We start from the raw sequence: 24,208 nt of genomic DNA, 5'->3' as shown, positions 1-24,208 counted from the left end.
CCGGGCACGGTTGTCCGCCCGGCGGACTCGTGCCGGTGGTTATGCGCCGGGGGCGGCCGACGGCCGGACGGCGGGGTCCGGCGCCGGGGCGGTCGCCGGGGGAGCGGCGTGCCGGCCCCGCAGCCTGCTCACCGGTCTCTCGATGGCGTAGTGGGCAAGGCCCGCGAGCGCGACCGTCAGCAGCACCGTCACCGGGAAGAGCACCCAGAACTCCGCGCTCCCGGCCCGCTGCCCGGTGATCCGCAGCCAGCCCTCGACCACGACCATGTGCCACAGGAACAGCCCGTACGACACCCGCCCGAGCCACGCGGGCACCCGCCCGGCAAGCAGTCTCGCGGGACCGCCGGTGCCGCTGCCGAGGGCGAGCGGGGCGATCAGGGCCACCGCGACCACCAGGTAGAGCAGGTGCTCCACGAGGGCCTCGGCCACCGTCGGGTACCTCAGGGTCGATCCGCTCACCGGCGTCGACACCACCACGTACGCCAGCAGCGCCACGCCCCAGCACCACCAGGGCCGCCGCACCAGGCGCCGTACCGCGGCGGGCGGGCCGTCCGGCCGGGCGGCGAGGACGGCGAGCGCCATCCCGGCCGCGAAGTAGCCCGCGTACTCCGGCAGCCACAGCGAAGGCAGCGGGTACGCCCCGGCGGACGGCACGTGCGTGGCCACCAGCGAGCCGAGGGTGAGCAGTTCGACCACGGCAAGCACCCCGAACACCGTGCCCGCCCGCCCGCGCCGCAGCAGCGGGTGGAGCGCCAGTGCCAGCACGGGGAGCACGACGTAGAACGCCACCTCGGTCGCCAGGCTCCAGGTCTGGGTGATGCCCAGCGGGATCGGCTCCGGCGCGTAGATGTGCAGCAGGAGGAAGGTCCGCAGCGCGGGCCACAGCTCACCGAGCGTGTCCCTTCCGAACCACACCAGGGAGACCAGCGCCACCACCCAGTACACGGGCAGGATGCGCAGCACGCGGTGCCACAAGTAGCGGCCGGTGGACGGTGGTTGGCGGCCGTCGCGGGCCGCGTTGGCGTACGGGCGGTAGAGCAGCAGGCCGGACAGTACGAAGAAGACCGGCACGCCCACCGTGAACCGGGAGATCACCGGGCCCAGCGGGCCGGCCTCCCCGATGCCGAGCCAGCTGGAGGCGACCTGACCGGTGTAGATGCCCACGTGCAGGGCGATCACCAGCAGAGCGGCCACCGCACGCAGGCCGTCGAGCGCGGGGGCCCGGTGCCGGGCGGTGTCGAGGGTGGCGGGCCGGGTGGCCGGTGCGGCGGGCGATGCGGCCGGGACGGTGGGTGTGGCGGGTACGGCGGGTGGCGCCTCAGACGCGCTCATCGGCTCCGGCCCCTTCCTGCCGCTCGGCGGACGGCGCGTCCTGTGCGGACTGCGTGCCGTGAGCGGACTGCGAGGCGGGAGCGTCCTGTCCGTCCTGCGCGTCCTGTCCGTCCTGCGCGGGCTCCGTGCCCGGTGCCGACCGCAGCCGGCCGACCAGCGGTACCGCGACCAGCCCGGCGAGCAGGGCGAGTCCGCCGCCCACCACGGCCGTACCGGTGTCGGCATGGGCGAAGGTGCCCGCGATGCCGACGCCGACGGCCGTTCCCGCGTACAGCGTCGCGCTGTTCCAGGAACTCGACGTCGCGCCCAGTTCGGGGCGCGCCGAGATCAGCAGGGTCTGGATGATCGTGCCGAACGCGCCGCTCGCGAAGAACCACACCAGCACCGCCGCGTACGCCACGATCGACGGCGCGCCCAGTGCGGCGAGTACCGCCGCGGTGCCCAGCACCAGCGCCCACACCGGGATCCACACCGCGTCGCCCGCACCCCGGGCCCTGGCCCGGTCGCCGATCCGGCCCGCGGTCAGCGAACCGAGCGCACTGCCCGCGCCGACCAGGATGCCCAGCAGCCCGAGCGCGTTGACGGAAAGCCCGAACCGGTCGTGCAGGGCGGTGCCGAGGAAGGTGTACGCGCCCAGGTTCGCGGCCTGGAGCAGGAACACCACGATCAGGGTGTGCCGCAGCGTGCGGTCGCCCCACACCGAGAACACCGCCGTGAACCGCAGCGGCTGCGGCCCGGCAGCCGCACCGGAAGCGCTCGCCGGGGCCTTCGTCTGCGCGAGCACCAGCGGCACCGCGGCCACCGTCAGCACGGTCAGCGCCCAGAACGAGGCCCGCCAGCCGCCCCAGCCCGCGAGGAAACTGCCCGCCGGGACACCGAGCACCTGACCGGCCGAGAACAGCGCCATCCCGTACCCGACGGCCCGCCCGCGCACCGCTTCGGGCGCGGTCTCCGCGAGGTGCGCCCAGATCGACGGACCGGCCAGCGCGGCACCCAGCGCACCGAGGACACGGGCGACGACCAGGACGGTCAGATCGCCCGCGACGGCGGCCAGCGCGTTGCCGAGCAGGAACAGGACCGTACCGGCCAGGATCGTGGGACGCCGGCCGAACCGGTCGGAGACGGCACCGAGGAAGGGCGCGGTCAGCGCGTACACCAGCGTGTAGGCGGTGACGGTGCTCGCGGCTGCCGCCACCGACACCCCGACCGAACCGGCGATGGTCGGCAGCAGCGGCGAGACGAGGAACGTCTCGGTGCCGATCAGGAAGAGCAGCAGATATACACCGGTGTAAGCGGCCCAGGGCACCTTGGGAGCGGCGGTGGGCGTGGCGGGCGCGGTGGACCCGGCCGTCTCGGCGGATCCGGCGGATGCGGTGACGGCGGTGCCCGCCCGCTCATCGACGGACGGGGGAGTTTCGGGGGGCACGGGAATCCTCTCGCCGGGCAGGGTGGGGTGCAGGAGGGCCGCGCCGCCGGTCACGGACCTGGCCGGGCGGCCCCACGTGCCGATCGTCGCGGGGCGCGCCGTGAGCAGCCAGATCCCGAATCATGCTGTTACTGGCACACACAGGCTGGGCAGCCGGTCGCCCAACTCCGCGCGCAGCGCCCCGAGGAACCGTTCCGCGAACACCGGGTGCCCGGCCGGTCCCGGATGCAGCCGGTCCAGGCCCACCGGTTCCAGCAGCAGTTCGGCGTCGCACGGTCCGAACACGTCCAGCCCGTCGACGTAGTGCAGCTCCGTGTCCCCGTGCGCGCGCAGCAGCCGGACGGCCTCCTCGGTGCGTCTGCGGCAGTCCTGGACGGTCAGCCCGGAGGGCCCGGGGACGGTCTCCCGGTCCGGGGCGACGATCGTCGACATCAGGACGAACGGTGTGTCCGGGTGCCCTTCGCGCACCGTACGGACGAACCCGACGAGCGCCGAGCTGAAGGCGTCCGGGCTGTGGCTGCCCAGTGCCTGGACGTTGATGCCCACGCACGCCGTTAGCAGTTCGGCCTCCTGGTCGCGCATCAGCCGGGCGGTCATCGGCTGGAGGCAGCAGGCCGCGCCCAGCGCCAGCGACGTCAGGTCGAGACCGGCCTCGCGGGCGACGAGCGCGGGCCAGGCCCGCACCGGCGACGCGGCTCCGCGCCCCTGCGAAATGGAACTGCCGTAGTGCACCCAGCGCGGACGCTCCGAGGTGTCCGGTGCGAGCGAGGCGCCCGCGTCGAGCACCAGCGAACGCAGCTTGAACTGGTGGTACGTCGGCAGCCACAGCTCCACGGTGACCGGCCGCCCCGGCAGGTGCGCCACCCGGAACTCCGCGTCGCCGCCGTCCGCCGTCAGCGCGACCGTCACCGGGGACCGCCCGTCGCAGACCACGTCGAGCCGGGGCAGCTCCTGCGGCCCGTTCAGCCGGGGTGCCGGTGCGGCCCGGTAGCGGCACACCAGGGTGCGGCTGTCGGTGCGGAAGGTCAGCCGCACCCCGGCGGGCATGGCCGCCCGGCCGATGCCGCCCTCCGGCAGATGCAGCCGGGCCTCCCCGTACGGCACCCGCCAGGGCGACACCCAGGCGCCGTCCGGCCCGCGCTGCACGGAGACGGCACCCCGGAAGCGCAGTGCCGGATCGTTGCAGGCCACGGTGCGGCCGGTGCTCCGCCCGACTTCTGGCGGCACGTCTTTTGCTGCCGCGCTTCCTGCTGCCACGTCTCCGACCGGCACGTCTTCTGCTTCTGCTGCCACGTCTCCTGCTGACACGTCGGTGCCTCCTCATGGCCTCGCCTGGCGGGTCGCGTCATCTTCCGTGGCGCGCGGCGGCGGCAACCAGTCGTTGCGGATGCTGTGACCGGCACTCATGGCCTGACCTGCCCGGTGACGCGGTCCGACCGGCCCGTGATGCCTGTTGCGTGTGTGACTGATGCATCAGTCAGTACCTCAACTCACATCTCATTACGCATGTGCGTTGAGATTTGCTCAACACATGAGTACGGTGGCCGACCATGCGGAACGAAGCAGTGAGACCCCGCGACGAGACGGGGACCGAGACCGGCAGCGGGCCCCCGGGGCGCGGACCCGAGCCCGGTCCCGCGAGCGGACCCGAACCGGCGTCGGCCGTCGCCGGCCGGGTGCGGGAGGTCATCGCCGCCGCCGGGGTCAGCCAGCGCGAGTTCGCGCGCCGGATCGTCATGGACCCCTCCAAGCTGTCCCGCTCGCTCGGCGGCACCCGCCGGTTCACCGCCGCCGAACTCGCCCGGATCGCCGACACGGCCGGAGTGGACGTGGGCAGGCTGCTCGGCTCGCGGACCCCGCGCCCGGAAGCCGCGGCACCCGTCCGGCGTGCCCGGTCGGGCGGTGCGGCCGGTGCGGCCCCGGACGGCGGCCGACCGTTGCAGATCGTGCGGGAGACCGTCCGGCTGATCGCCGAACGCGGTTTCCACGCGGTACGGGTCGCGGACATCGCGGAGGCCTGCGCCACCAGTACCGCCGCCATCCACTACCACTTCCCCGGCCGCGACGACCTGCTCGAAGCGGCGGTCCGCTGGTGCATGGACGAGGACACCGCGCGCCGTGCCACCCGTACCGCCGAGGCGCGCGACGCCGCCGACGAACTGCGCCAGCTCATCGAGCTCCAGATCCCGCACAGCGAGCAGCAGCGCCGCCAGTGGCACGTCTGGCTCGACCTGTGGGCGGAGGCGGCCCGCTCGACCGCCGTGGGCCGGCTGCACGTCGAGTACTACCGGCAGTGGCGCGACACCGTCGCCGATGTCGTACGGCGCGGAGTCGCCCAGGGTGCCTTCCGGCCCGGCACCGACCCCGACGCCGCCGCGCTGCGGCTCACCGCGCTCATCGACGGCCTCGCCAGCCAGGTGCTCGCCTCCACCCCTGCCGAGACCGGCCCGGCCGGCGGCACCAGCGCGCAGGACATGCGCGAAGCACTGCTCGCGTACGTGGACGCCACGCTCACCCGATCGCCCTGAGCGGTCCACCGGGTTCCGGAACCCGGTGGCCGTCCGCCGCACCGGCCCGCTTCTCGTGGTGCACCCTCAACTCTCCATCCCCGTAAGGAGATTCGCATGACCGTCAACCAGGACGTCATCATCACCTGCGCCCTGACCGGCGCCGGCGACACCGTGCGCAAGAGCCCGCACGTCCCCGTCACCCCCGAGCAGATAGCCAGGTCGGCCGTCGAGGCCGCCGAGGCGGGGGCCGCCGTGGTGCACATCCACGTCCGCGACCCCGAGACCGGTGACCCCTCCCGCGACACCCGCCTCTACCGCGAGGTCGTCGAGCGGATCAAGGAAACCGGTACCGATGTCGTCATCAACCTCACCGCCGGCATGGGCGGCGACCTGGTCGTCGACCCCGAACAGCCGCTCAAGGACTTCCCGCTGCCCGGCACCGACCTCGTCGGCGGCCTGGACAGGCTCCCGCACGTCGAGGAACTGCTGCCCGACATCTGCACTCTCGACTGCGGTTCGCTCAACTTCGGCGACAACCTCTACATCTCCACCCCCGACATGCTGCGCGCCGGCGCCAAGCGCATCCAGGAACTGGGCGTACGCCCCGAGCTGGAGATCTTCGACACCGGGCAGCTGTGGTTCGCGAAGCAGCTGATGGCGGAGGGTCTGCTCGACGACCCGACCGTGTTCCAGCTGTGCATGGGCATCCCGTGGGGTGCGCCGGCAGACCCGGGCGTGCTCCAGGCGATGGTCAACATGCTGCCCGAGGGAGCCCAGTTCGCCAGCTTCGCGCTCGGCCGGATGCAGATGCCGTGGGCAGCCCAGTCCATCCTGCTCGGCGGGCACGTGCGCGTCGGACTGGAGGACAACCTCTACCTCGGCAAGGGCAACAAGGTCACCAACGCGCAGCTCGTGGAACGCGCCGTCACCCTCACCGAGTCGCTCGGTTCGCGCGTCGCCACCCCGGACGAGGCCCGCCAGAAGCTGGGCCTCAAGCCGCGCGGCTGACGCATCCCCCCATTGCTGCGGCCCGTTTTTCCGCCGACCGGATTCCCTAGGTCCCGTTGATCTCCGGATCCCTGTGGCCCCCGTGGTCACCGTGAACCTGTGACCCCTTGGGTCCATGATCCCCGGATTTTCGGTTCCCGCCCCCCGAAGTCTCAACACCCCCTCATCCGCGAGGAGTTCCCCCCACCATGAGTCCTGCCCCCGTGCCCGCGGCCCCCTGCGCCCCCGAGGACGTACGCCGTGTCGCCTGTGTCGGCGCCGGTGTCATCGGCGGCGGCTGGGTCGCCCACTACCTGGCCCGCGGCTACGACGTCACCGCCTGGGACCCGGCCCCAGACGCCGAGCAGAAGCTGCGCCGCCTCGTCGACGCCGCCTGGCCCGCCCTCGTACAGCTCGGGCTCGCGGACGGTGCGTCGCCGGACCGACTCACCGTCACCGCCACCCTCGAAGAGGCCGTTACGGAGGCCCAGTTCGTCCAGGAGAGCGCGCCCGAGAAGCTGGAGCTGAAGCGCGACCTGCTCGCCCGGCTGGACGCCGCGACCCCCGCCGGAGTGGTGATCGCCTCCTCCACCTCCGGCTACCCGATGACCGACATGCAGACGGAAGCCGCCGATCCCGGCCGTCTCGTGGTCGGCCACCCGTTCAACCCGCCGTACCTGATCCCGCTCGTCGAGGTCGTCGGCGGCGAGCGGACCACCCCGGACGCCGTCGCCTGGGCGTCGCGCTTCTACGAGGTCGCTGGCAAGTCCGTCATCACCATGCAGCGCGAGGTCCCCGGCTTCATCGCCAACCGCCTCCAGGAAGCCCTGTGGCGCGAGGCGCTGCACATGGTCGCCAACGGCGAGGCCACCGTCCGCGAGATCGACGACTCCATCACCGAAGGACCCGGACTGCGCTGGGCGTTCATGGGCCCGATGCTCACCTTCGCGCTCGCCGGCGGAGAAGGCGGCATGGCCCACATGCTCGACCACTTCGGCCCCTCGCTGAAGTCCCCGTGGACCCGGCTCGAAGCACCGGAACTCGACAGGAAGCTGTACGACGACGTGGTCGCGGGCTGCGACGAGGCGGCGGACGGCCGCACCATCGCGGACCTCGTCGCCGAACGCGACCAGGGCGTCATCGACGTACTGCGCGCGACGGGCCGTCTGCCGCAGCAGCGCACCGAGAAGGAGGCCAAGTGAGCGAGACGCACACCGCCACCGGGTCCGCCGCGGAGCGCCCGGCCGCCCCGGTGGCCGACGGGTCCGCCGCCGAACGCCCGGCCGCCCAGGGCGCTGACGGGTCCCTACGCGGGTCCGCGGCCGAGGCCGACGTGACGGACACGACCGAACTCGACGGCGTCGTCGACTGCCTGCCGCTGGTCCACCACACCGTGCGGCCCGAATGGATCGACTACAACGGCCATATGAGCGAGGCCTTCTACGTCCTCGTCTTCGGCTATGCCACCGATGCCATGATGATCGAGACCGGCCTCCACGCGGGCTACCGCGAGCGCACCGGCTGCTCCCTCTACACGGTCGAGGCGCACCTCCGGTACCTCAAGGACGTCCCCGAGGGCGCCAGGCTCGCCGTCCGCACCCGGGTGCTGGGCGCCGACGCCAAGAAGGTCCGCTTCGCGCACGAGCTGTTCGTCGTGGCGGACCCGCACCCCACCGAGGGCGTCGAGGGCACGGAGAGCGTCAAGGGCATCGAGGACCCGTCGCCCGCGACCCTCCCGACCGAGGCCGAGCCGGTGGCCACCACCGAACTCCTCGCCGTCCACGTCGACCAGCAGGCGGGCCGGGCCGCCCCGTTCCCCGAGGCGGTCCGCGCCCGGCTGGTCTCCCTCACCGAGGACGCCCCCGCCTGGGCGGGCCGCTCCATCGTTCAGGTGCCCACCCCGCGCTCCTGATGGAGTTCGGCGCTCACCGCCAGCCGGATCTGCGCGTCCGCCCAGGCGGTACGGGCGGCGGAGCCGCCGAGCGGGAGCGCCGCCAGCAGGTCCCGGACGAGTCCGGCCGCCCGGTCGAGACCGCACCGGGCCAGCCGGGCCGCCGCGTCCTCCAGCCGGGAACGCACCGAGGTCGGCGGACGGCGCAGCCCGTGGTGCGCGGCCTCGGCCAAGGCCCCGAGCGCGTCGTCCAGCACCGCGGTCACCGGATCGGCGGTGGGGCCGCCCGCCCCACCGCCGTCGGTGAGGACGGTCGGGGCCGCCGCCGTCAGATCCGGTACGGTCACCACCCCGTCCGGGGTCAGCACCGCCAGCGGATCGATGCGGATCCGGCCGCCGGAGCGCGACAGCACCCCACTGACGTACCGCACCTCACCGCCCTCCGCCAGCACCCCGGCCAGCACGTCCAACGCACCGGGGCAGAGCGGGTCGTACGTCGCGGTGACCAGCGCGGAGGTGCCCACCGCGTCCCGCACCTCGACCTCCAGCCGCTGTTCGGCCGGGTCGTAGGACGCTGGGCCGATCCGTGACAGCTCCACCACCCGTACCGTCTCGGCCTCGACGCGCGGCCGGATCAGCCGCGGCGGCTGCCCGTCCAGGGCCGACGCGTACGCGGCGAGGTCCCGCACGAGGAGCGATGCGGGCAGGTCCTTCCAGGACGAACCGGCGGGCACGACGGTCGTGCTGGAGATCCTGCCGCGGGCCAGCGACAGCGAGCGGCTCGCCGTACGCCGTGCGGACTCGCTGATCAGACTGCCCGAGGCGAGCGCCCGCAACGTCGTCCCGGCCAGACGCCGGGCGGCCAGCTCGGGGCCGCCGAGGGGCCGGCCGTCGGTGTGCGGCCACTCCTTGCGGAGCACCAGCACCACCCCCGCGTCGGGGTGCGCGAAGTACACCTCGACTGTCGTCCCGGCATCCTCCCCGCCGCTGTTGCCCGACTCGCGCACCCGGCAGCCCAGCGAGGTGAGCCGCACCCGCCGCAGCGGTGTCTCCCCGGCCTCCCGGACGCCCAGCACATCGGCCCGCGCCCCGGGGTCGGCGAGGGCGGCGCGCTGTCTCGCGTACAACTCCCCGGCGAGCGCGGCGAAGTCCTCGGCCCGGTACCCGGCGCTCCGGGACTCGTACGCCGCCAGCTGTTCGGCGAGGTCGTCGACCACACCGGCCGGCCAGTGCAGGGATGCGGCGGCCAGCTTCTTCCCGGTCCGGCGCAGGGCACCGCCGAGCAGCGGCCCCGCGTGCGCGACCCCTTCGAGGAGGAGATCGCCCACCGCGTCGACGGCCCTGTCCAGCGCGGCGGCCGAAGCGACGGTGGGCCGAGGGCTGCCTGTGCCGCCGACGCGGACTCGGACGGTGACGGTCGCCCCGGCCTTGGTGTCCGGCGCCGGGGTGGTGGGTCGAGGGGTGGCGGGTCCGGGGGCAGCGGGTCCAGAGGCGGCCGGTCGAGGGGCGGTGGGTTCAGGGGTGGTGCCGTGCGTCGTGGTGCGGTCCGTCGTGGTGCGGTTCGTCATTGGGCCGTGCGCCGTGGTGCGGTCTGTAGCGGTGCCGTCCGTGGCGGCGCCCTCGGCGTCGGCGGCGCGGAACGCCCAGACCGCCAGCGCCAGCATCTCGCCCCGCAGGGTGGCCGTGGCGTCCGTCAGGGCGTACCCGATCTCGCCCGGCACCGGGAACCGCACGGTACAGGTGGGAAGTTCCACCCAGGGCGCGGTACCGTCCGCACCGCCCCGGTGCACCTGGGCCGCGTACCCCCGGGCAAGGGTCCGCCGGGCAGCGGCCAGCGAGCGGGCACCGACAGCGGTGAGCAACGCCTCGTCGTCGAAACCGCCGGGGGACCAGCCGGGTGACCAGTTGGACGCGTGCTCGGACCCGGTAGAACGGGACGCGGCGGGACTCGCTCCTGGGGCCTTGGGGCCGGTGCCTCGGGACGGGGTGGGCTTGGCGTCGGCGGTCCCGGTGGTCTCGGTGGTCCGGTCGTCGTCGGTGGCCGTGGACTTCGTGGTTCCGGAGGTGGTGGTCCCCTGCCTCGCGTTCCTCGGCCTGTTGGCGGACTCCGCGTCGGCCGTCGCGTGTCCGGCCGTGCCCGCCTCAGCCACCTCGGCCGCGGGCGCGCCCACCTCACTCGCTCCCGGGCCAGCCACGTCCTGCTCGCCCGCGCCCCGCGATTCCGTATCCCGCTGGTAGGCCAGCACCAGACCCACGAGGTGGCGGCACACCCCCGGTGCCGCGCAGCTGCAACGGCCCGGGTCCAGGCCCACGCCGGGCGGGAGTTCGGTCTCGGTACCGTCCCCGAACACCGCCCTTACCAGCCCGTCCGCCGATACGGAGAGTTCGGGGCCGGACCCCGCGTCCAGCTCCTTCGTGGCGCGCTTCACCAGACCCCGGTTGGCGAGCGCGGCCAGGGTGTCGGGGGTGAGCGCGAGCAGATCCGCCCGGACGGCCACCGCCCCGGTGCCCGCCGCGCCCGCCGTACCGCTCCCGGCAGCAGTCGTGATGCCCAACCGCCCAGTCGTGCGCCCCGTCATCGTCGTGCGCCCCGTCATCCGCCCAGCCTCTCCGCGACGAACGCGGCCAGCTGCCCCGGTGTCATCGCCCCCATGTGCGCCCCCGCGTCGGCGAGGCGCTGCCCCAGTTCACGGTCGTACGCCGGATCCGCCGCCTCGTCGAGGGCCGCGAGACCCAGCACGGTCGTGCCCTGCTCGACCAGGCCGCGAACCGTCCGCACCAGCCGGTACGGGTCGCCGCCCTCGTAGAAGTCGCTGATCACCGCGAAGACGCACCGGCGCGGGTTCTCGATCAGCCCCGCGCCGTAGTCGACGGCGCGGGCGATGTCGGTACCGCCGCCCAACTGCACCCGCATCAACAGCTCGACCGGGTCCGTCACCTCGCTCGTCAGGTCGACCACCGAGGTGTCGAAGGCGACCAGATGGGTCTTGAGCCCCGGCAGCCCCCACAGGCAGGCCGCGGTCACCGCCGAGTGGATCACCGAACTCGCCATCGACCCCGACTGGTCGACCAGCAGCACCAGTTGCCACTGCTCCAGGTGCCGCCGCGTACGAGAGTGGAAGTACGGCTTCTCGATGAGTAGCCGCTTCTCCTCCGGGCGGTAGTGCGCGAGATTGGCCCGCAGGGTCTTACGGAAGTCGAAGTTCCGGGCAATGCGGTGGCTGCTGGGGCGGCGCGACCTGGTCCCGGAGAACGCCTGCCGCACCTCCGGCTTCAGCTTTTCCATCAGCTCCCGTACGACGTGCGCCACGATCCGCCGGGCCAGGCGCAGTACCTCCGGGTTCATCAGGTGCTTGGTGCGCAGCACCGCCTGAAGCAGCGTCGCACTGGGCTCGATGCGCTCCAGGACGGCCGGGTCGGTGACGATCTCCTGGATGCCGTACCGCTCGACGGCATCGCGTTCCAGCCGTTCCACGGTCTCCTTCGGGAACAGCCGGTGCACCTCGTCGATCCAGTCGACGGCCGTCACCGCTGACGGGCCGTTCCCGCCCTGCCGGGAGTCGCCCCGGGCCGCTTCGCCGCCGCCGGAACCCCGTACACCGCGCCGGGCCAGCTCCGGATCCCGCCCGTACAGCCACTCCAACGCGGCGTCCCGCGCGGCTCCCCGGCCACTCAGCCCGCCGGTGCACCGCTCGGCGGGCTCGCCCAGAATCAACCGCCACCGCTCAAGTCCGGCGTCCACGTCGAGGTCGACGCCACCGGGCACCCTCGTCACACCCGCACCAGCACGAGTACCAGCACCCGTACCTGCACTGGTACTAGAGCCCGCACCTGCACTGGCACCTGAGCCAGCGCCCGCGCCCGCCCCGGCACCAGTACCCGCACTGGCACCCGCACCAGTACCCGCTCCCGCCGCCCGCTCGGCGGACCCCGTCCCCCACTCGCTGCCCCGCTCACTCATGCGGTCGCCCCCTTCCGTTCCCGCTCCCCGTCGGCGGGGGTCACGGCGTCCAGCCCGAATCTTCCGAGCACCGCGTCCACCGATTCCTCCAGCGCCCGGCCGCGCGCCGTCACCAGCGGATCGGCTCCCGTCCGCAACAGCCCTCTGGCGGAACCCCGGACGCCCCGCCGTTCCATCAGCCGGCGGGCGATGCGCTCGCGCTCGCGCGGCGGGAAGAAGGCGAACGCCTGCCGCAGCGAGGGCAGCGCCACCAGGAACTCCTCGTCCGACATCGCCCCGACGATCGAGTCCAGTACGCCGACCAGCGAACGGCCCGTGCCGCCCGCCCGACCGGCACCACCGCCCCGGCCCTCGCCGCCACCGCCGTCCACGCCGACCCCGCCTTCACCGCCCGCCTCGTCGGAGTCCTCGCCGTCACCGTCCCGTGTCACCTCCGCCCGCGCCACGGCGAACAGGCCCGCCAGCCAGTCCCCGAGCAGCCCGCCCGCGCCCGCGAAGCCACGCACCGCCTCCGCCGGACCGGCGCTCCCGGTCGCCGCACCCAACTCCCGGTGCAGCGCGAAGGCGGCGCCCCGCAGGTCCGCCGGAGCGGCGGAGTCCAGCGAGATCCGCCGGGCCGCCGCGGCCACCGCTTCCCGTTCCACCCCGAGCAGTCGTGCCGCGTGGACGCAGCTGTCGCGCAGCGCCACCACCGCGCGCAACCGGCCGAGATCCACCCCCGGCGCACCGCGCAGCCCTTCGAGCAGCCACAGCAGCCGGACCGCCGCGGCATCCACCACCGACCCCAGCAGCGGCCCGCGCGCCACGTCGAACAGCCGGTCGTGCCGCCACAGCCCCAGCGCCGTCGCCAGCACCTCGCCGAGCGGCCCCGGGTCCTTCATCTCCCTTACGGAGGAAGCCAGTTCGGACAGCAGCCGGTCGGACACCCCGCCCACTCCGCACAGCACCGCGTCGAACAGCGCGCTCGCCAGCCCGTCGGGACCGGCCGCCCGCGCCCGCTCCGTGAGAACGGTGGCGGCGGCCTCGTCGAGCCGTGCGCCGTACGCCCCCGCCTCGACCAGCGCCGCGTCCCGGCCCGTCCGGTCACCCGGCTCCCAGCGCTCGGTGAACACCGGGTCCGCCCCGTGCGCGGGCCCCGACACCCGCTCGTGCCCGGGTACGCCGAGCACCCGCAACCGGTGCAGCAACCGGCTCCGCGCCAGGTCACGCTCCGCGCCCAGGTCCAGCCGCACCTGCTCGTCCGGCCGGATCCGCAGCCCGGCCAGCTCCGCCGCCACCTCGTGCACCAGCGGCGGCACGGGGGTCAGCGGGTGCAGCCTGCCCGTGCGGTCGCCGCCGCACGCGGCCACCATCTCGACGACCACCGGATGCGAGCCGACGGCGAGCGTGCCGCGCCCGGTCCACGGCAGCGGCTGGTCCAGGTCGTCCGCGACGAGCGCACCGGCCAGCCCGTCCAGTACGTCGGTCCTGGCGGGGCGGGGATGCCCGCGCAGGGCTGTGAGGCCCTCGGTGAGTGCGCGGGCGGCGATCAGGTCCGCGGTGGACACCGGGTGCCGGCGCTCCCGCAGCCGTGCGACGACCGTGCGGGTCAGCCCCTCGGCGGCGGCTTCGACCCCGTCCTCCCACACCCGCTGGTAGTAGCCGGGCGAGGGCATACCCGACTGGTAGCCGGCGAAGGCGTCCAACTGCCGGAAGGAGTAGGGCACCAGGAAACTCCCGGACAGCGCCCCGTCCGCGGGCACCGGAACCTCCGGCCAGCACACGCCCCCACCCGCCCCGGCCGTCCGGTCCGTGACCGCGTCCGCCGCCCCCGTCCCCTCCGCCCCGGCGAGCCTCCTGAGCGCGGGCGTGTGGAAGCCGCCGGTCACCACCAGCACCGGCCGGTCACCGGCCGCCCGAGCCGCGGCCCGCACCCAGGACGCCATGTACTCCTCGCGGGCCCGGTCCCCGGAGTCCGCCGCCGCCTCGCCGCGCACCAGGTCGAAGTACGCGTCCAGGCGTTCCGCCAGCCCTTCTTCCGGCTCCACCTCGAACAGGCGGTCCCACAGGGCGTCCACGGAGTCCACCGTGAACCGCTCGCGCAGCCGGTCCGTGGCCTCGGCGTACCTGGCCTCCGCGTCGGCGTACCGGTTGGTGCGCTCGGCGAACGCCGGGTGCCAGGCGGGCAGATCGACGAACCGCACCTCGGCCCCGGCCGCCCGCCCCGCCGTGAGCGCCACCCACTCCGGGGAGTAGTCGCACAGCGGCGTCCACGAGGTGGCCGCGCGCTCCTCGTCGCGGTAGTGGCTGAACACCGCGACCGGCAGATCGTGGCCGAGCAGCAGCTCCTCCAGCCTGCCGTTCATATCGGCCGGGCCCTCCACCAGGACGTACGCCGGACGCAGCTCGGCCACCGTGCGCGCGACCAGCCGCGCGCAGGCGGGGGAGTGGTGCCGCACCCCCAGGAACCGCACCGCGCCCTTGCCCACCGTGCTCACCCGTCCAGCAGATGACGCGCGTCGTGCAGGGCCTGCCACTGCGGTCCGCGCCGCCGGGACGCCTGCTGCTCCAGGAAGCGGCGCAGCCGGGCCAGGTCCTCGGGGCTGTCCTTCGCCGCGGTGCCCGCCAGACAGGCCACCACGTCGGCGGCGGTGCCCGCCTCACCGCGCAGGAACCACCCCCGCACCCCGACCGCGTGCGCGACGGACACCGCCTCGGCGGTGCTCATCACGGCCGACAGCCGCTCCGAGGACGCGCCGCTGCGGCCGTCGCCGCCCGTGCGCAGCTCCCGGAACGTACCGACCAGCACCTCCAGCACGTCGCGGTCCGGTGCCACCGTCACCCCCGACCGCTCCAGGAGCGCCGCGGCCTCCGCCTCCACCAGCGCAAGTTCCGTGTCGAGGTCGGGGATCGGGAAGACGGTCTCGAAGTTGAAGCGGCGCTTGAGGGCGGCGCTCATCTCGTTGACTCCCCGGTCGCGGGTGTTCGCCGTCGCGATCACGTTGAACCCCTGGCGGGCGAACACCATCCCCGCGGGCCCCTCCAGCTCCGGAACCGCCACCACCCGCTCCGACAGCAGCGAGAGCAGTGAGTCCTGCACCTCCAGCGGGCACCGGGTGATCTCCTCGAACCGGACGATCCGGCCCTCCGCCATGCCGCGCAGCATCGGCGCGGGCACCAGCGACCGCTGGGAGGGGCCCTCCGACACCAGCAGGGCGTAGTTCCAGCCGTACTTGATCTGGTCCTCGGTGGTGGCGGCGCCGCCCTGCACGGTCAGTGTCGAGGTGCCGCTGACGGCCGCCGCGATCAGCTCGGAAAGCAGCGACTTGGCGGTGCCCGGCTCGCCGACCAGCATCAGCCCGCGGCTGGTCGCGAGGGTCACCAGTGCCCGGTCCACCAGGGAGGGGTTGCCGACGAACTTCCGGCTGACGCCCGCCTCGGCGTCCCCGACGACGAACCGGCGAGCCGCCCGCAGGCTCAACTCCCAGCCGGGCGGACGGTGGTCGGTGTCCGAGGCGCGCAGCGCGGCCAGCTCCTCGGCGTACCGCACCTCGGCGGGCGGTCGCTGCAGCGGCGCCGCCGCCCGGTCCGTGTCCGCCGCGGCCTTCATCGCACGGCCCCTTCCGTGAGGTCCGTCAGGTCGGCGAGCAGCTCGGACGCGGCCACCGGGTCCAGGTCGCCGAACCGCAGGCCGCTGTCCTGCTGCGACCAGGACTTGCTGGGCACGGTCTCCAGGGAGACGTGGGCCAGCTTCTGGTCCGGGATCACCTCGATCGCGCCGACGGCGATGCCGCCGTCCAGGTCGATCACCAGGTGCACGTTGTCGCCGAGCGTCTTGGTGATCTCGTTCTCCACGCCGGCGTCCTGCGGCACACCCCGCCGCCATCCCCGCTTGGTCAGCCCGAGCATTTTGGTGGTCGGCACGGTGAAGCCCTCGAAGCGGGCGAGCCGGCTGCCCGCGGCCTCCTCCGGGGTGAGCCGGTGCACGGCGCGCCCCAGCTGGGCGAACGGCTGGAGGATCTCGTAGTCGGCGAACACCTCGGACCAGGCGGCCACCGCCTCCTCGCCCAGCGTCAGCGGGTGGGCGAGCCGCACCGAGGCGTCCTCGGGCAGGACGAACACGTCCTCCTCGACATCCGCGAACGTACGGTCCTCCGCCACCCGGAACGCCGTCCCCGCACGGGCCGAACCGGCGGCGGGCGTACCGGCGGTTGTGCCGGCCGCTGCCCCGGCGTCCGCCGGAGTCCCGTCCGGGCCCTCCGCGGGCAGGCACTCCCACACCATCCGGCGCACCAGGTGCCACATCAGGGGATGCTCCACGAACAGTTCCCGGAACTCCTGGGCCGACCACGACCTGCTCGCGACCATGGCCGCCTCCAGCCGCCGCACCTGGTCCGAGGAGACCGTGCGGACGTCCTTCTTCAACGCCATGAACCGCTTGCGCTCCTCGGGGGCCAGCTCCGCGTCGTCCTTGGCACCCGGCTTCGGCAGGTCCTTGAGCCGCTTGCCGTCGGCGTCCAGGACGTAGGGGCGCAGTTGCTCGTCGAAGCCGACGGTGAACCGCCGCGTCCCGTAGTCGACGACCGTCGAGCCGTCCGCCTCCAGCCCGAAGTCCGGCACCAGCCGGTCGGCGAGCTGCTCGGCGGTCAGCCCCAGCCCCTCGGCGACCTCCGCGATCTTCTCCTGTGCCTTCGCCTTCAGCGCCTTGAACTTCACCCGCTGGGCGATGCCGTGCAAGTGCAGCAGCGCCACGTCGGAACCGATCGAGGCCAGCACCTCCAGGCCCTCCACGGCCCGGTGGTGCGCGCCCGCGCCCGGCCAGACCCGCAGGACGGGCGTCAGCCGCCGTACCGTCTCGTCGTCACCGACCGCGCCCAGCGCGTGCAGCGCCCAGCTCTCCTTGGCCGGCAGCCCCGCCAGCCGCCACGCCTCGAACAGGGCCCAGCCGAACTCGGCCAGTGCCGCCGGGTCGCAGACCTCCTCGACGGCGGCCAGCCCCGGGTAGGGCTCCTGCGGCTTGGACATCGCCAGCATCAGCACCACGTGCCGCGCCGACGCGAGAGGCAGCGCCGCCTTCCCGTCGCGCAGCGGTAGCTGCGGCAGCAGGCCCGGTTCCGCCCACGCCCCGACCACCGGCAGCTTCGCGGGCAGCGCGGTGCGCAGCGGGTCCGCGTGCAGCAGCGCGTCCACGGCGGCGGCGGCCTTCGGCCCGTACCCGGTGGCCGCCGTCAGCACCACGTCCGCGCCCCGCTGGGAGGCGATCAGCCGCAGGGCCCGCTCGGCCGCCTTCCGCGCGGCACCCGCCCCGCCGACCGCGTCCGGCACCAGCAGCCCGGCAGCCGCCTCGGCGTGCCGCGCGAACCACGACCTGGCCAGCGGCGCCACCGACTTGAGCCGGACCAGCCAGTCCGCCATCAGCCGGGCCACCCGCACGTCGACGAACGGCATCAGCAGCGCTCCGTGCATCGCGGGCCGGCGCGGCACCACCCGCACCAGCATGTCCAGCGCGGCCAGCCCGAACCGTCCGGCGACCGGCTTCAGCAGCTCCTCGCCGTCCCACAGGTCGTCGGGGTCCCAGGAGTCCAGGAACGGCCGCACCTCTTCCTCGGGCCGCATCGCGAACAGCACCGCGGACTGCGGCGACGCCTTCGTCTTCGTCAGCTCCGAGCGCACCTCGGCCGTGTCGTACTTGCGCGCCTGTTCCCCGTGCCAGCCCTGGGCGTACCAGGTCTGGGTGTCGCGCCACTGCTCCCGCTCGCCGGGCGCCCACACCGCGGCCGGCTCCGCGTCCGCCGTCAGCCCGGTCACGGCACGCTGCTTCGCCCCGGCACCCGCCGGACGCAGCCAGGGCGGCGAGACCAGCACCTCGGGCAGCGCGTCGGCCGGGGCATCCGGCAGCGCGGCGGTCGCTTCGACCAGCGGGCGCACCACCGCCGCGACGTCCTCGGGCAGCGACGGCAGCACCGCCTCGACCAGAGCGCGGTGGGCCAGCACCTGCCCGCGCAGCAGCCGCTGGGCGATCGGTGCGCGCGCGGAGCCCGTGCGCAGCGACTCCGCCGCCATCAGCCGCAGGGCCCGCACCGGCCACCGTGCCGCCGCCTCCTGGAGCGCCGGGCCCACGTACTTGTCGTCCGCCCGCCGGAGCAGCGCCGAGAACGCCTCGTCGGTGGGGAACTCGGCGAGCGCCTTCGCGATCAGCCGCAGCTCGTCGGTGTACGCGTGGGACTGGTCGAGCTGCGAAGCCAGCGGAGCCACCGCCGCGGTGCCGATGCCCTCGGCCAGGGTGGCGATCATGGCCACCGACCAGCCCTGCCAGCCGAGCGAGTGGTTCCCGCCGAGCTCCCGCAGCTGGTCGGCCGAACCCAGTGCGCACATCAGCAGGGCGCGCACGGCGCCCGCCTGTTCGCCGTCGGCGCCGGGCTCGGCGCAGCAGGCGTCCACCCAGGCGCTCTCCGTCGGCAGCAGGAACGCCGCCACGATCCGGCGCCGCCCCGTGCCCAGCTGCCGGCCGACCGCTTCGACGGCCTGCCGGTACGTGGCGTCGTCGGCGGCGGCGAGCAGGGCGCGCACCCGTTCGGCGGTGGGGCGGCGGCAGTGCACCGCGTAGTAGCCCTGGCCCTCGGGGATCCTGCGCAGTTCCGGCTCGGTGAGGCGGCCCCGCCGGTGGTCGTGGTGCACCACGTCGATGTCCAGGTACTCGACGACCGTCCGGGCCGCGAAGGGCAGTCCGTGCTGCTCGACCAGGGCGTCGGCCCACAGCCGCTCCGCCTCGCGGGGGAGCAGCGCCAGCACCGCACCCGCTCCGACCGGGTCGGGGGAGCCGGCCAGATGCCGCCGGGCCGCCTCGACGAGCCGGGCGTCGCCGACCTCAGAACCCAGGCAGGCGTCGATCTCGGCGGAGTGCTGCGCGAGGAGCGAGGCGAACTGTGCGACGGCGGAGGCCGACGGCGCCGCCGGTTTGCGCGGGACGCCCCCGCGCCGGGGGTGCAGCACCCGCCGCCACGACGACGGGAGCACGAAGGTCCGCTCGTCCGGAATCACCACCTCCGGCTCGGCGGGAGCGGCGGAGGAGACATCGGCCGGGGCGGCCTGGGCGGACGGGCCGGACGGGACAGCGGGACCGGCCGAGGCGGAGCGTCCGGCGGCAACCGGGGCGGCGGCAGCGGCCGGAGCCGCCGCACCCACCGCCACGTACCCCTTGCGCTCCTTCTCGGCCACCAGCTTCGCCAGTGCCGCCGAGGCGGCCTCGGCGGTCGGGTGTTCCTTCACCTGGGTCCGGCCGTCCGAGCCGATCCGTCCGTACCGCACCGTCAGGGCGGGCCCTTCGGCGGCGGCCTCCCAGAACTTGGCCGAGCCGGCCTCGACGTACTCCCAGCGCCCCACAGTGCCCACCCCATCGTGCCCGTACCGGACGGCAGCCGGCCGCCCGCTGATCAAGTACGAACACAGTAACGAGCAGCACTGACAACGCCCCGTGCGGTCGAGTTCCCGCAGGTCGGCGGCAGGTTCAGCGGGAGGCGGGCAGTCCGCCGGCCCACACCGGGGTGGTCCCGGTCAGCCGGCACACCATCAGGTACAGCGGGATGGGCGGGGTGTACGGGGCGGAGCCCTCGGGGGAGTGGATCAGGCGCGGGCGCGCGGTCCCGACGTAGGCCCCCGCTGCGTACTCCGCGGGCTCGGGCCACGGCAGGCCGAGGTCGGAGCCGGACGGCACGATCCACCACCAGCGGTCCGCGTCGGCGAACACGCAGCCGGGCCGGGACAACTGCTTGAGCAGCCGCTGGCCGTGCCGCGCGGGCAGCCCCACGGCGTCGCAGCCGAGCGGGGTGTGGTCCTTGCCGGGCGGCAGCAGCAGCCGGGAGGAGCCGCCCGCCCCGGCGCCGGAGCGGCGCATCCGGGTCAGCCGGTCCGCCAGCCGGTGGCTCATCGGGTACCACTGTGGGTCAGTTCGGCCCACACCGTTCTGCCGGACTCCGCGTCGTACTCGTGCGAACCCCAGGTGTCGCACATCGCGTCGACGAGGAACAGGCCGCGCCCGTGCTCGCCGGAGGTCTCCGTGTCGGCCTTGCGGCGCAGCGTCGGACCGTCGGCGCCGACCCCTTCGTCCTGCACGGATATTCGCAGTCTGCCGTCCCGGTCGGACAGCTCGCACCGGACCCGCTCGCTCCCCGTGTGGATCACCGCGTTGGTGACCAGTTCGGAGACCACCAGCGCGGCCGTGTCGCCGACGTCCGCGAAGAGTCCCCAGTACGCGAGCCGGTCCGTCGTCAGATGCCGTGCGCGGGCAACGGACTCCGGACACGCGGGCAGCGCAAAACCGAACCGCCGGACACGGGCCCCCTGAATCGGGCCCATGACCTGGGGAAAGAGCGTGGAGCCAGGTACCACGACCGCATCCTCACCATGGGGGAGCGACTGCCGCGCACCGCCTCCCCCGGTGTGGTGCGCGGCAGCCGCGTGAACCAGTTCACGCCACAACTCTCCCTCTGCCCTCTTCACTTGGCAAGAGGCACTCTGAAAATTCCAGAGTGTCGTTTCGGAGATCAGGAACGCGTGGCACACTGCATCGCAACAGCACGTGAGAACAACGGGCAATCAGTGACGGTGAGTTACGGGGAGGTCATTCATGAGTGAACCGCGGTCCGCCCCGACCGTCGGCCAGGTCGTGCTCGGCAAACGGCTCCAGGACCTGCGCGAACGCGCGGGGCTCAGCCGCGACGAGGCCGCCAAGGTGCTGCACGTCGCCCCGGCCACCGTCCGCCGCATGGAGACCGCCGAGGTCACCCTCAAGATTCCCTATGTACAGCTGCTGCTGAAGGCCTACGGAAGCAGCGACGAGGACTGCGACGCCTTCGTCGAGCTGACCCAGGAGGCCAACCGGCCCGGCTGGTGGCAGCGCTTCCACTCCATCCTGCCCGACTGGTTCAGCATGTACGTGAGCCTGGAGGGCGCCGCGTCCCTGGTCAGGTCGTACGACCCGCACTTCGTGCCGGGCCTGCTGCAGACCGAGGACTACGCCCGCGCCGTCATGCGCACCGGAGCCATCGGCCAGACCCGTCCCGAGGACGTGGAGCGGCACGTGGCCCTGCGCATGCAGCGCCAGTCGCTGCTCACCGGCCCCGACGCACCGACCCTGTGGGCGCTCATGGACGAGACCGCGCTGCGCCGCCCGGCCGGCGGGCCCGATGTGATGCGCGCCCAGCTCGACCGCCTCCTCGAAGCCGCCGAGATGCCCAACGTCACGCTCCAGCTGTCCGAATTCGCCGCCGGGCCGCACCCCGGCACGTACGGGCCGTTCGTCCTCTTCCGTTTCGCGGTGCCCGAACTGCCCGACATGGTCTACAGCGAGTACCTGACCGGTGCCGTCTACCTCGACGCGCGCCTCGAAGTGGCCACCCACCTCGAAGTCATGGACCGCATGGCAGCGCAGGCCGCCACCGCACCACGCACCAAGGAGATCCTCGCGGATTTCCGCAAGGAGCTCTGAAGCCGAATGTCCCGCACACCCCGCGACGGCCACCGCGTCGACCGAGCCGGTGACCGCCGCAGCGACCGGCGCACCGACCGCCGCCAGGGCAGGCGCATCTACAACGGCATGCCCGCCGGCGACCTGCCCACCGACGGCTGGTCCAAGCCGTGGAGCGGCGGCAACGGCGGCAACTGCGTCGAGACCATGAAGCTCGCCGACGGGCGCATCGCCGTCCGCCAGTCCGCCGACCCCGACGGTCCCGCCCTCATCTACACCCCCGGGGAGATCGCCGCTTTCATCCAGGGAGCGAAGGCCGGCAAGGCAGACTTCCTGTTGACCTGACGGCACACCCCGTGGCTCACCCGACGAAGCGTCATATTTCGCATTTCTTACCCCATATGACCCCCTGGAGACTCCCATGACCGGGCAGGACCGCACCACCGGCAGCTCCGCATCCCTCGAGATCGACACCAGCAAGCCGCACCCGGCCCGGATGTACGACTGGTTCCTCGGCGGGAAGGACAACTACCCGGTCGACGAGGAGATGGCCAAGCAGCTCCTCCTCATCGACTCCAGGGGCCGCGACATGGCCCGCGTCAACCGTGCCGTCATGCACCGCGCCACCCGCTGGCTCGCCGAGAACGGCATCCGCCAGTTCCTCGACATCGGCACCGGCATCCCCACCGAGCCCAACCTGCACCAGATCGCCCAGGCCGCCGCCCCGGACGCGCGCATCGTCTACTGCGACAACGACCCCATCGTGCTCGCCCACGCCGAGGCACTCCTGCGCAGCACCCCCGAGGGCGCCACCGAGTACATCCAGGCCGACGCCCGCCGCCCCGAGGAGATCCTCGAACGCGCCGGGAAGATACTGGACTTCGACCGGCCCATCGCCCTCTCCCTCGTCGCGCTGCTGCACTTCGTCGGCGACGAGGACGGCGCGTACGAGATCGTCCGCAGCCTGATGGACCGGCTGGCGAGCGGCAGCTACCTGGTGCTCTCGCACGTCGCCCGCGACTTCGATCCCGAGGGCGCGGCCAAGGCCGCCGCCATGTACAAGGCACGCGGCCTCACCCTCCAGCCCCGCTCGCGCGAAGAGGTCGCCCGCTTCTTCGACGAGTACGAGCTGATCGAGCCCGGCGTCTCGCTGGCCGCCGAATGGCGCCCCGAGCTGGGCGAGCCCGTCCCGGTCAGCGGCGACGCCCCGATCCCCGGCTGGGTGGGCGTGGCCCGCAAGGCCTGACCGCCCCCGCGCCCGTGCGACGGTGGCCGCCACCCACGCGGCGGCCACCGCGGCGTGCCCTACCGGACCACCAGCAGCAGCACGGCCAGCACCAGCAGAACCGCCACCACCGCGGCGCCCGTGATCAGCTGGGCCCGCTGCGTGGTCATCGCCACCGCGACCCGGACCCCGTCGCGGGACGGAAAGACGTAGAACTCCTGGTTCGGCGCCTCGGCCACCCGGACGTGGTAGAGCGGCAGTTGCTCGACCCGCACCGTGCGCAGCAGCTCGGTCCTTCCCGCGCCGGGCCGCTGGGCCGTGCGGAACCGGTCCAGCTCCGGGCGGTGACCGGGCTCCAGCAGGTGCGGCAGCGGATCACCGGCTTCCACCAGCACGGTGCGCGACCACAGCGCGTGCCGGTTGATCGTCCAGCGGGCGCGGCCCGGAGCGTGCCGCTCGGGCAGCTCCGCCACCTTCTCCACCCGCTCGCGCTCCACCCGACCCTCGGTCCAGGTGCTCCTGCTGCCCTTGCCCTTGCAGCGGGCGCAGGTGATGCTGCCCTTTCCCTCGCACTCGGGGCAGGGCGCCCGCCCGGTGGCGTCGCAGCGCGTGCACGGGATGTCGCCGAGCCCCCGGCAGCCGGGGCAGGCGGCACCGGGCTGCCGGCACTTGGCGCACTTCACCCGCGCCAGGGACGCGGGCCCCTCCGGCGGGGCGTCCTCCGGTACGAACCGCCCCTTGCGAACGCGCCCCTTGCCGTCGCACGCGTCGCAGGCGTCCGCGGTGCCCCCGCACTCCTTGCAGCCGAGCCTCGGCGGGCAGTCCACCGTGGTGGCCCCCTCGCACGTGGTGCACTGCGCGCGGCCCGAGCCCCCGCACACGCAAGGGGTCTCCCGCAGGCTCTCGCGCAGCAGCAGCCGGGTGGTGGAGGTGTCGTCCACGCTGCGGGGCGCGGGCACCTGCGCGGTGTCCAGGTCGTCGTACACCTTGAGCCCGAGGACGACCTTGGGCGGCGGACCGTCCACGGCCCGCTCCTCCTCGCGGCGGTGCTCGCTGAGATGGACGACGGTGCACCTGCTCCGGTGCAGGGCCGCGATCTTCGCCGTCGCGGCGGACAGGCCGGGCTTCAGCCTCCGCCGGACCGCCTCGCGTATCTCCTCGTCGGAGAGCGCCCCGACCCCGTCCCCGGACCACGCCTCGGCCATGTCGGTGCCTCTCTGCCGTCACGGTTGCCGCGCAGCGAAGGCTAGAGGCGGGTGTCGTCGCTCCTCAAGTGGTCGTTCGGGTGGTGAAGTTGAAATCCCGCGCGCCGCCCCGTGCGCGGCAGACGTGTGGAGACACCCCCGTGCCGTCACTGCCGACACTCTTGACCCACTGGTACCCACCACCTAGCTTCCACTCAACACTTGATGATCCGCAGTTACTTCATGG

General features: G+C 73.8%; 18 protein-coding genes. 7 read left to right on the top strand and 11 right to left on the bottom strand.

What is annotated here, in order from left to right; all coding sequences use genetic code 11:
* Window positions 1–39: 39 nt before the first annotated feature.
* From ACFYVL_RS05980 to ACFYVL_RS05970, 3 genes are all read right to left on the bottom strand, one after another.
* The gene (locus tag ACFYVL_RS05980) at window positions 40–1,332 is read right to left on the bottom strand and encodes an acyltransferase family protein (protein ID WP_389241584.1); all 1,293 of its coding nucleotides are present in this window, start codon (window positions 1,330–1,332) and stop codon (window positions 40–42) included.
* Window positions 1,319–2,758, bottom strand: coding sequence for an MFS transporter (locus tag ACFYVL_RS05975; RefSeq protein ID WP_389241583.1), 1,440 nt, complete (start codon window positions 2,756–2,758; stop codon window positions 1,319–1,321). Before ACFYVL_RS05975 ends, ACFYVL_RS05980 begins: the two co-directional genes overlap by 14 nt.
* Window positions 2,759–2,878: 120 nt before the next feature.
* Window positions 2,879–4,066 (bottom strand): GDSL-type esterase/lipase family protein, encoded by a 1,188-nt coding sequence (locus tag ACFYVL_RS05970; RefSeq protein ID WP_389241582.1) that lies wholly within the window; start codon window positions 4,064–4,066, stop codon window positions 2,879–2,881.
* Between the two features lie 242 nt (window positions 4,067–4,308).
* On the opposite strand from ACFYVL_RS05970, the gene ACFYVL_RS05965 reads away from it, so the two are divergent.
* From ACFYVL_RS05965 to ACFYVL_RS05950, 4 genes are all read left to right on the top strand, one after another.
* Window positions 4,309–5,286 carry a TetR family transcriptional regulator C-terminal domain-containing protein gene (locus tag ACFYVL_RS05965; RefSeq protein WP_389241581.1) on the top strand — a complete coding sequence of 326 codons (978 nt, stop codon included), beginning with the start codon at window positions 4,309–4,311 and terminating at the stop codon, window positions 5,284–5,286.
* Window positions 5,287–5,382: 96 nt separating this feature from the next.
* Window positions 5,383–6,276, top strand: coding sequence for a 3-keto-5-aminohexanoate cleavage protein (locus ACFYVL_RS05960; protein WP_389241580.1), 894 nt, complete (start codon window positions 5,383–5,385; stop codon window positions 6,274–6,276).
* A gap of 188 nt (window positions 6,277–6,464) precedes the next feature.
* Window positions 6,465–7,457: a 3-hydroxyacyl-CoA dehydrogenase NAD-binding domain-containing protein gene (locus ACFYVL_RS05955; protein WP_389241579.1), complete on the top strand. Its 993-nt coding sequence runs from the start codon at window positions 6,465–6,467 to the stop codon at window positions 7,455–7,457.
* A gap of 131 nt (window positions 7,458–7,588) precedes the next feature.
* Window positions 7,589–8,167 (top strand): thioesterase family protein, encoded by a 579-nt coding sequence (locus ACFYVL_RS05950; RefSeq protein WP_389241802.1) that lies wholly within the window; start codon window positions 7,589–7,591, stop codon window positions 8,165–8,167.
* Here the strand turns inward: ACFYVL_RS05950 and ACFYVL_RS05945 are convergent.
* From ACFYVL_RS05945 to ACFYVL_RS05915, 7 genes are all read right to left on the bottom strand, one after another.
* Complete coding sequence (locus ACFYVL_RS05945) at window positions 8,143–10,743, bottom strand: hypothetical protein (protein WP_389241578.1); 2,601 nt, start codon at window positions 10,741–10,743, stop codon at window positions 8,143–8,145. The two genes, ACFYVL_RS05950 and ACFYVL_RS05945, sit on opposite strands and share 25 nt — an antisense overlap.
* Window positions 10,740–11,921: a VWA domain-containing protein gene (locus ACFYVL_RS05940; RefSeq protein WP_389241577.1), complete on the bottom strand. Its 1,182-nt coding sequence runs from the start codon at window positions 11,919–11,921 to the stop codon at window positions 10,740–10,742. The genes ACFYVL_RS05945 and ACFYVL_RS05940 overlap by 4 nt, the downstream gene beginning before the upstream one ends.
* A gap of 182 nt (window positions 11,922–12,103) precedes the next feature.
* Window positions 12,104–14,584 (bottom strand): DUF5682 family protein, encoded by a 2,481-nt coding sequence (locus ACFYVL_RS05935; protein WP_389241576.1) that lies wholly within the window; start codon window positions 14,582–14,584, stop codon window positions 12,104–12,106.
* On the bottom strand, window positions 14,581–15,696 hold the full coding sequence (locus ACFYVL_RS05930) for an AAA family ATPase (RefSeq protein WP_389241575.1): 1,116 nt from the start codon (window positions 15,694–15,696) through the stop codon (window positions 14,581–14,583). Before ACFYVL_RS05930 ends, ACFYVL_RS05935 begins: the two co-directional genes overlap by 4 nt.
* Window positions 15,693–19,478 carry a WGR and DUF4132 domain-containing protein gene (locus tag ACFYVL_RS05925; protein ID WP_389241574.1) on the bottom strand — a complete coding sequence of 1,262 codons (3,786 nt, stop codon included), beginning with the start codon at window positions 19,476–19,478 and terminating at the stop codon, window positions 15,693–15,695. Before ACFYVL_RS05925 ends, ACFYVL_RS05930 begins: the two co-directional genes overlap by 4 nt.
* Window positions 19,479–19,593: 115 nt before the next feature.
* Window positions 19,594–20,013 (bottom strand): hypothetical protein, encoded by a 420-nt coding sequence (locus tag ACFYVL_RS05920; protein WP_389241573.1) that lies wholly within the window; start codon window positions 20,011–20,013, stop codon window positions 19,594–19,596.
* Window positions 20,010–20,474 carry an ATP-binding protein gene (locus ACFYVL_RS05915; RefSeq protein WP_389241572.1) on the bottom strand — a complete coding sequence of 155 codons (465 nt, stop codon included), beginning with the start codon at window positions 20,472–20,474 and terminating at the stop codon, window positions 20,010–20,012. Before ACFYVL_RS05915 ends, ACFYVL_RS05920 begins: the two co-directional genes overlap by 4 nt.
* Window positions 20,475–20,712: 238 nt before the next feature.
* Here ACFYVL_RS05915 and ACFYVL_RS05910 point away from each other — a divergent pair, with 238 nt between their 5' ends.
* From ACFYVL_RS05910 to ACFYVL_RS05900, 3 genes are all read left to right on the top strand, one after another.
* A complete protein-coding gene (locus ACFYVL_RS05910; RefSeq protein WP_389241571.1) occupies window positions 20,713–21,573 on the top strand; it encodes a helix-turn-helix domain-containing protein in 861 nt (286 codons plus the stop codon).
* A gap of 108 nt (window positions 21,574–21,681) precedes the next feature.
* Complete coding sequence (locus ACFYVL_RS05905) at window positions 21,682–21,897, top strand: DUF397 domain-containing protein (RefSeq protein WP_389241801.1); 216 nt, start codon at window positions 21,682–21,684, stop codon at window positions 21,895–21,897.
* A gap of 76 nt (window positions 21,898–21,973) precedes the next feature.
* Window positions 21,974–22,798 (top strand): SAM-dependent methyltransferase, encoded by an 825-nt coding sequence (locus tag ACFYVL_RS05900; protein WP_389241570.1) that lies wholly within the window; start codon window positions 21,974–21,976, stop codon window positions 22,796–22,798.
* A gap of 59 nt (window positions 22,799–22,857) precedes the next feature.
* Here ACFYVL_RS05900 and ACFYVL_RS05895 read toward each other — a convergent pair whose 3' ends face one another.
* A complete protein-coding gene (locus tag ACFYVL_RS05895; RefSeq protein WP_389241569.1) occupies window positions 22,858–23,982 on the bottom strand; it encodes a hypothetical protein in 1,125 nt (374 codons plus the stop codon).
* Window positions 23,983–24,208: the final 226 nt, after the last annotated feature.

It is taken from the genome of Streptomyces sp. NPDC004111 (genome assembly GCF_042874215.1).
In the GTDB taxonomy this organism is placed as follows: Bacteria; Actinomycetota; Actinomycetes; order Streptomycetales; family Streptomycetaceae; genus Streptomyces.
Note: the sequence above shows the minus strand (reverse complement) of the source record. Positions and strands in the feature narration are given on the sequence as shown.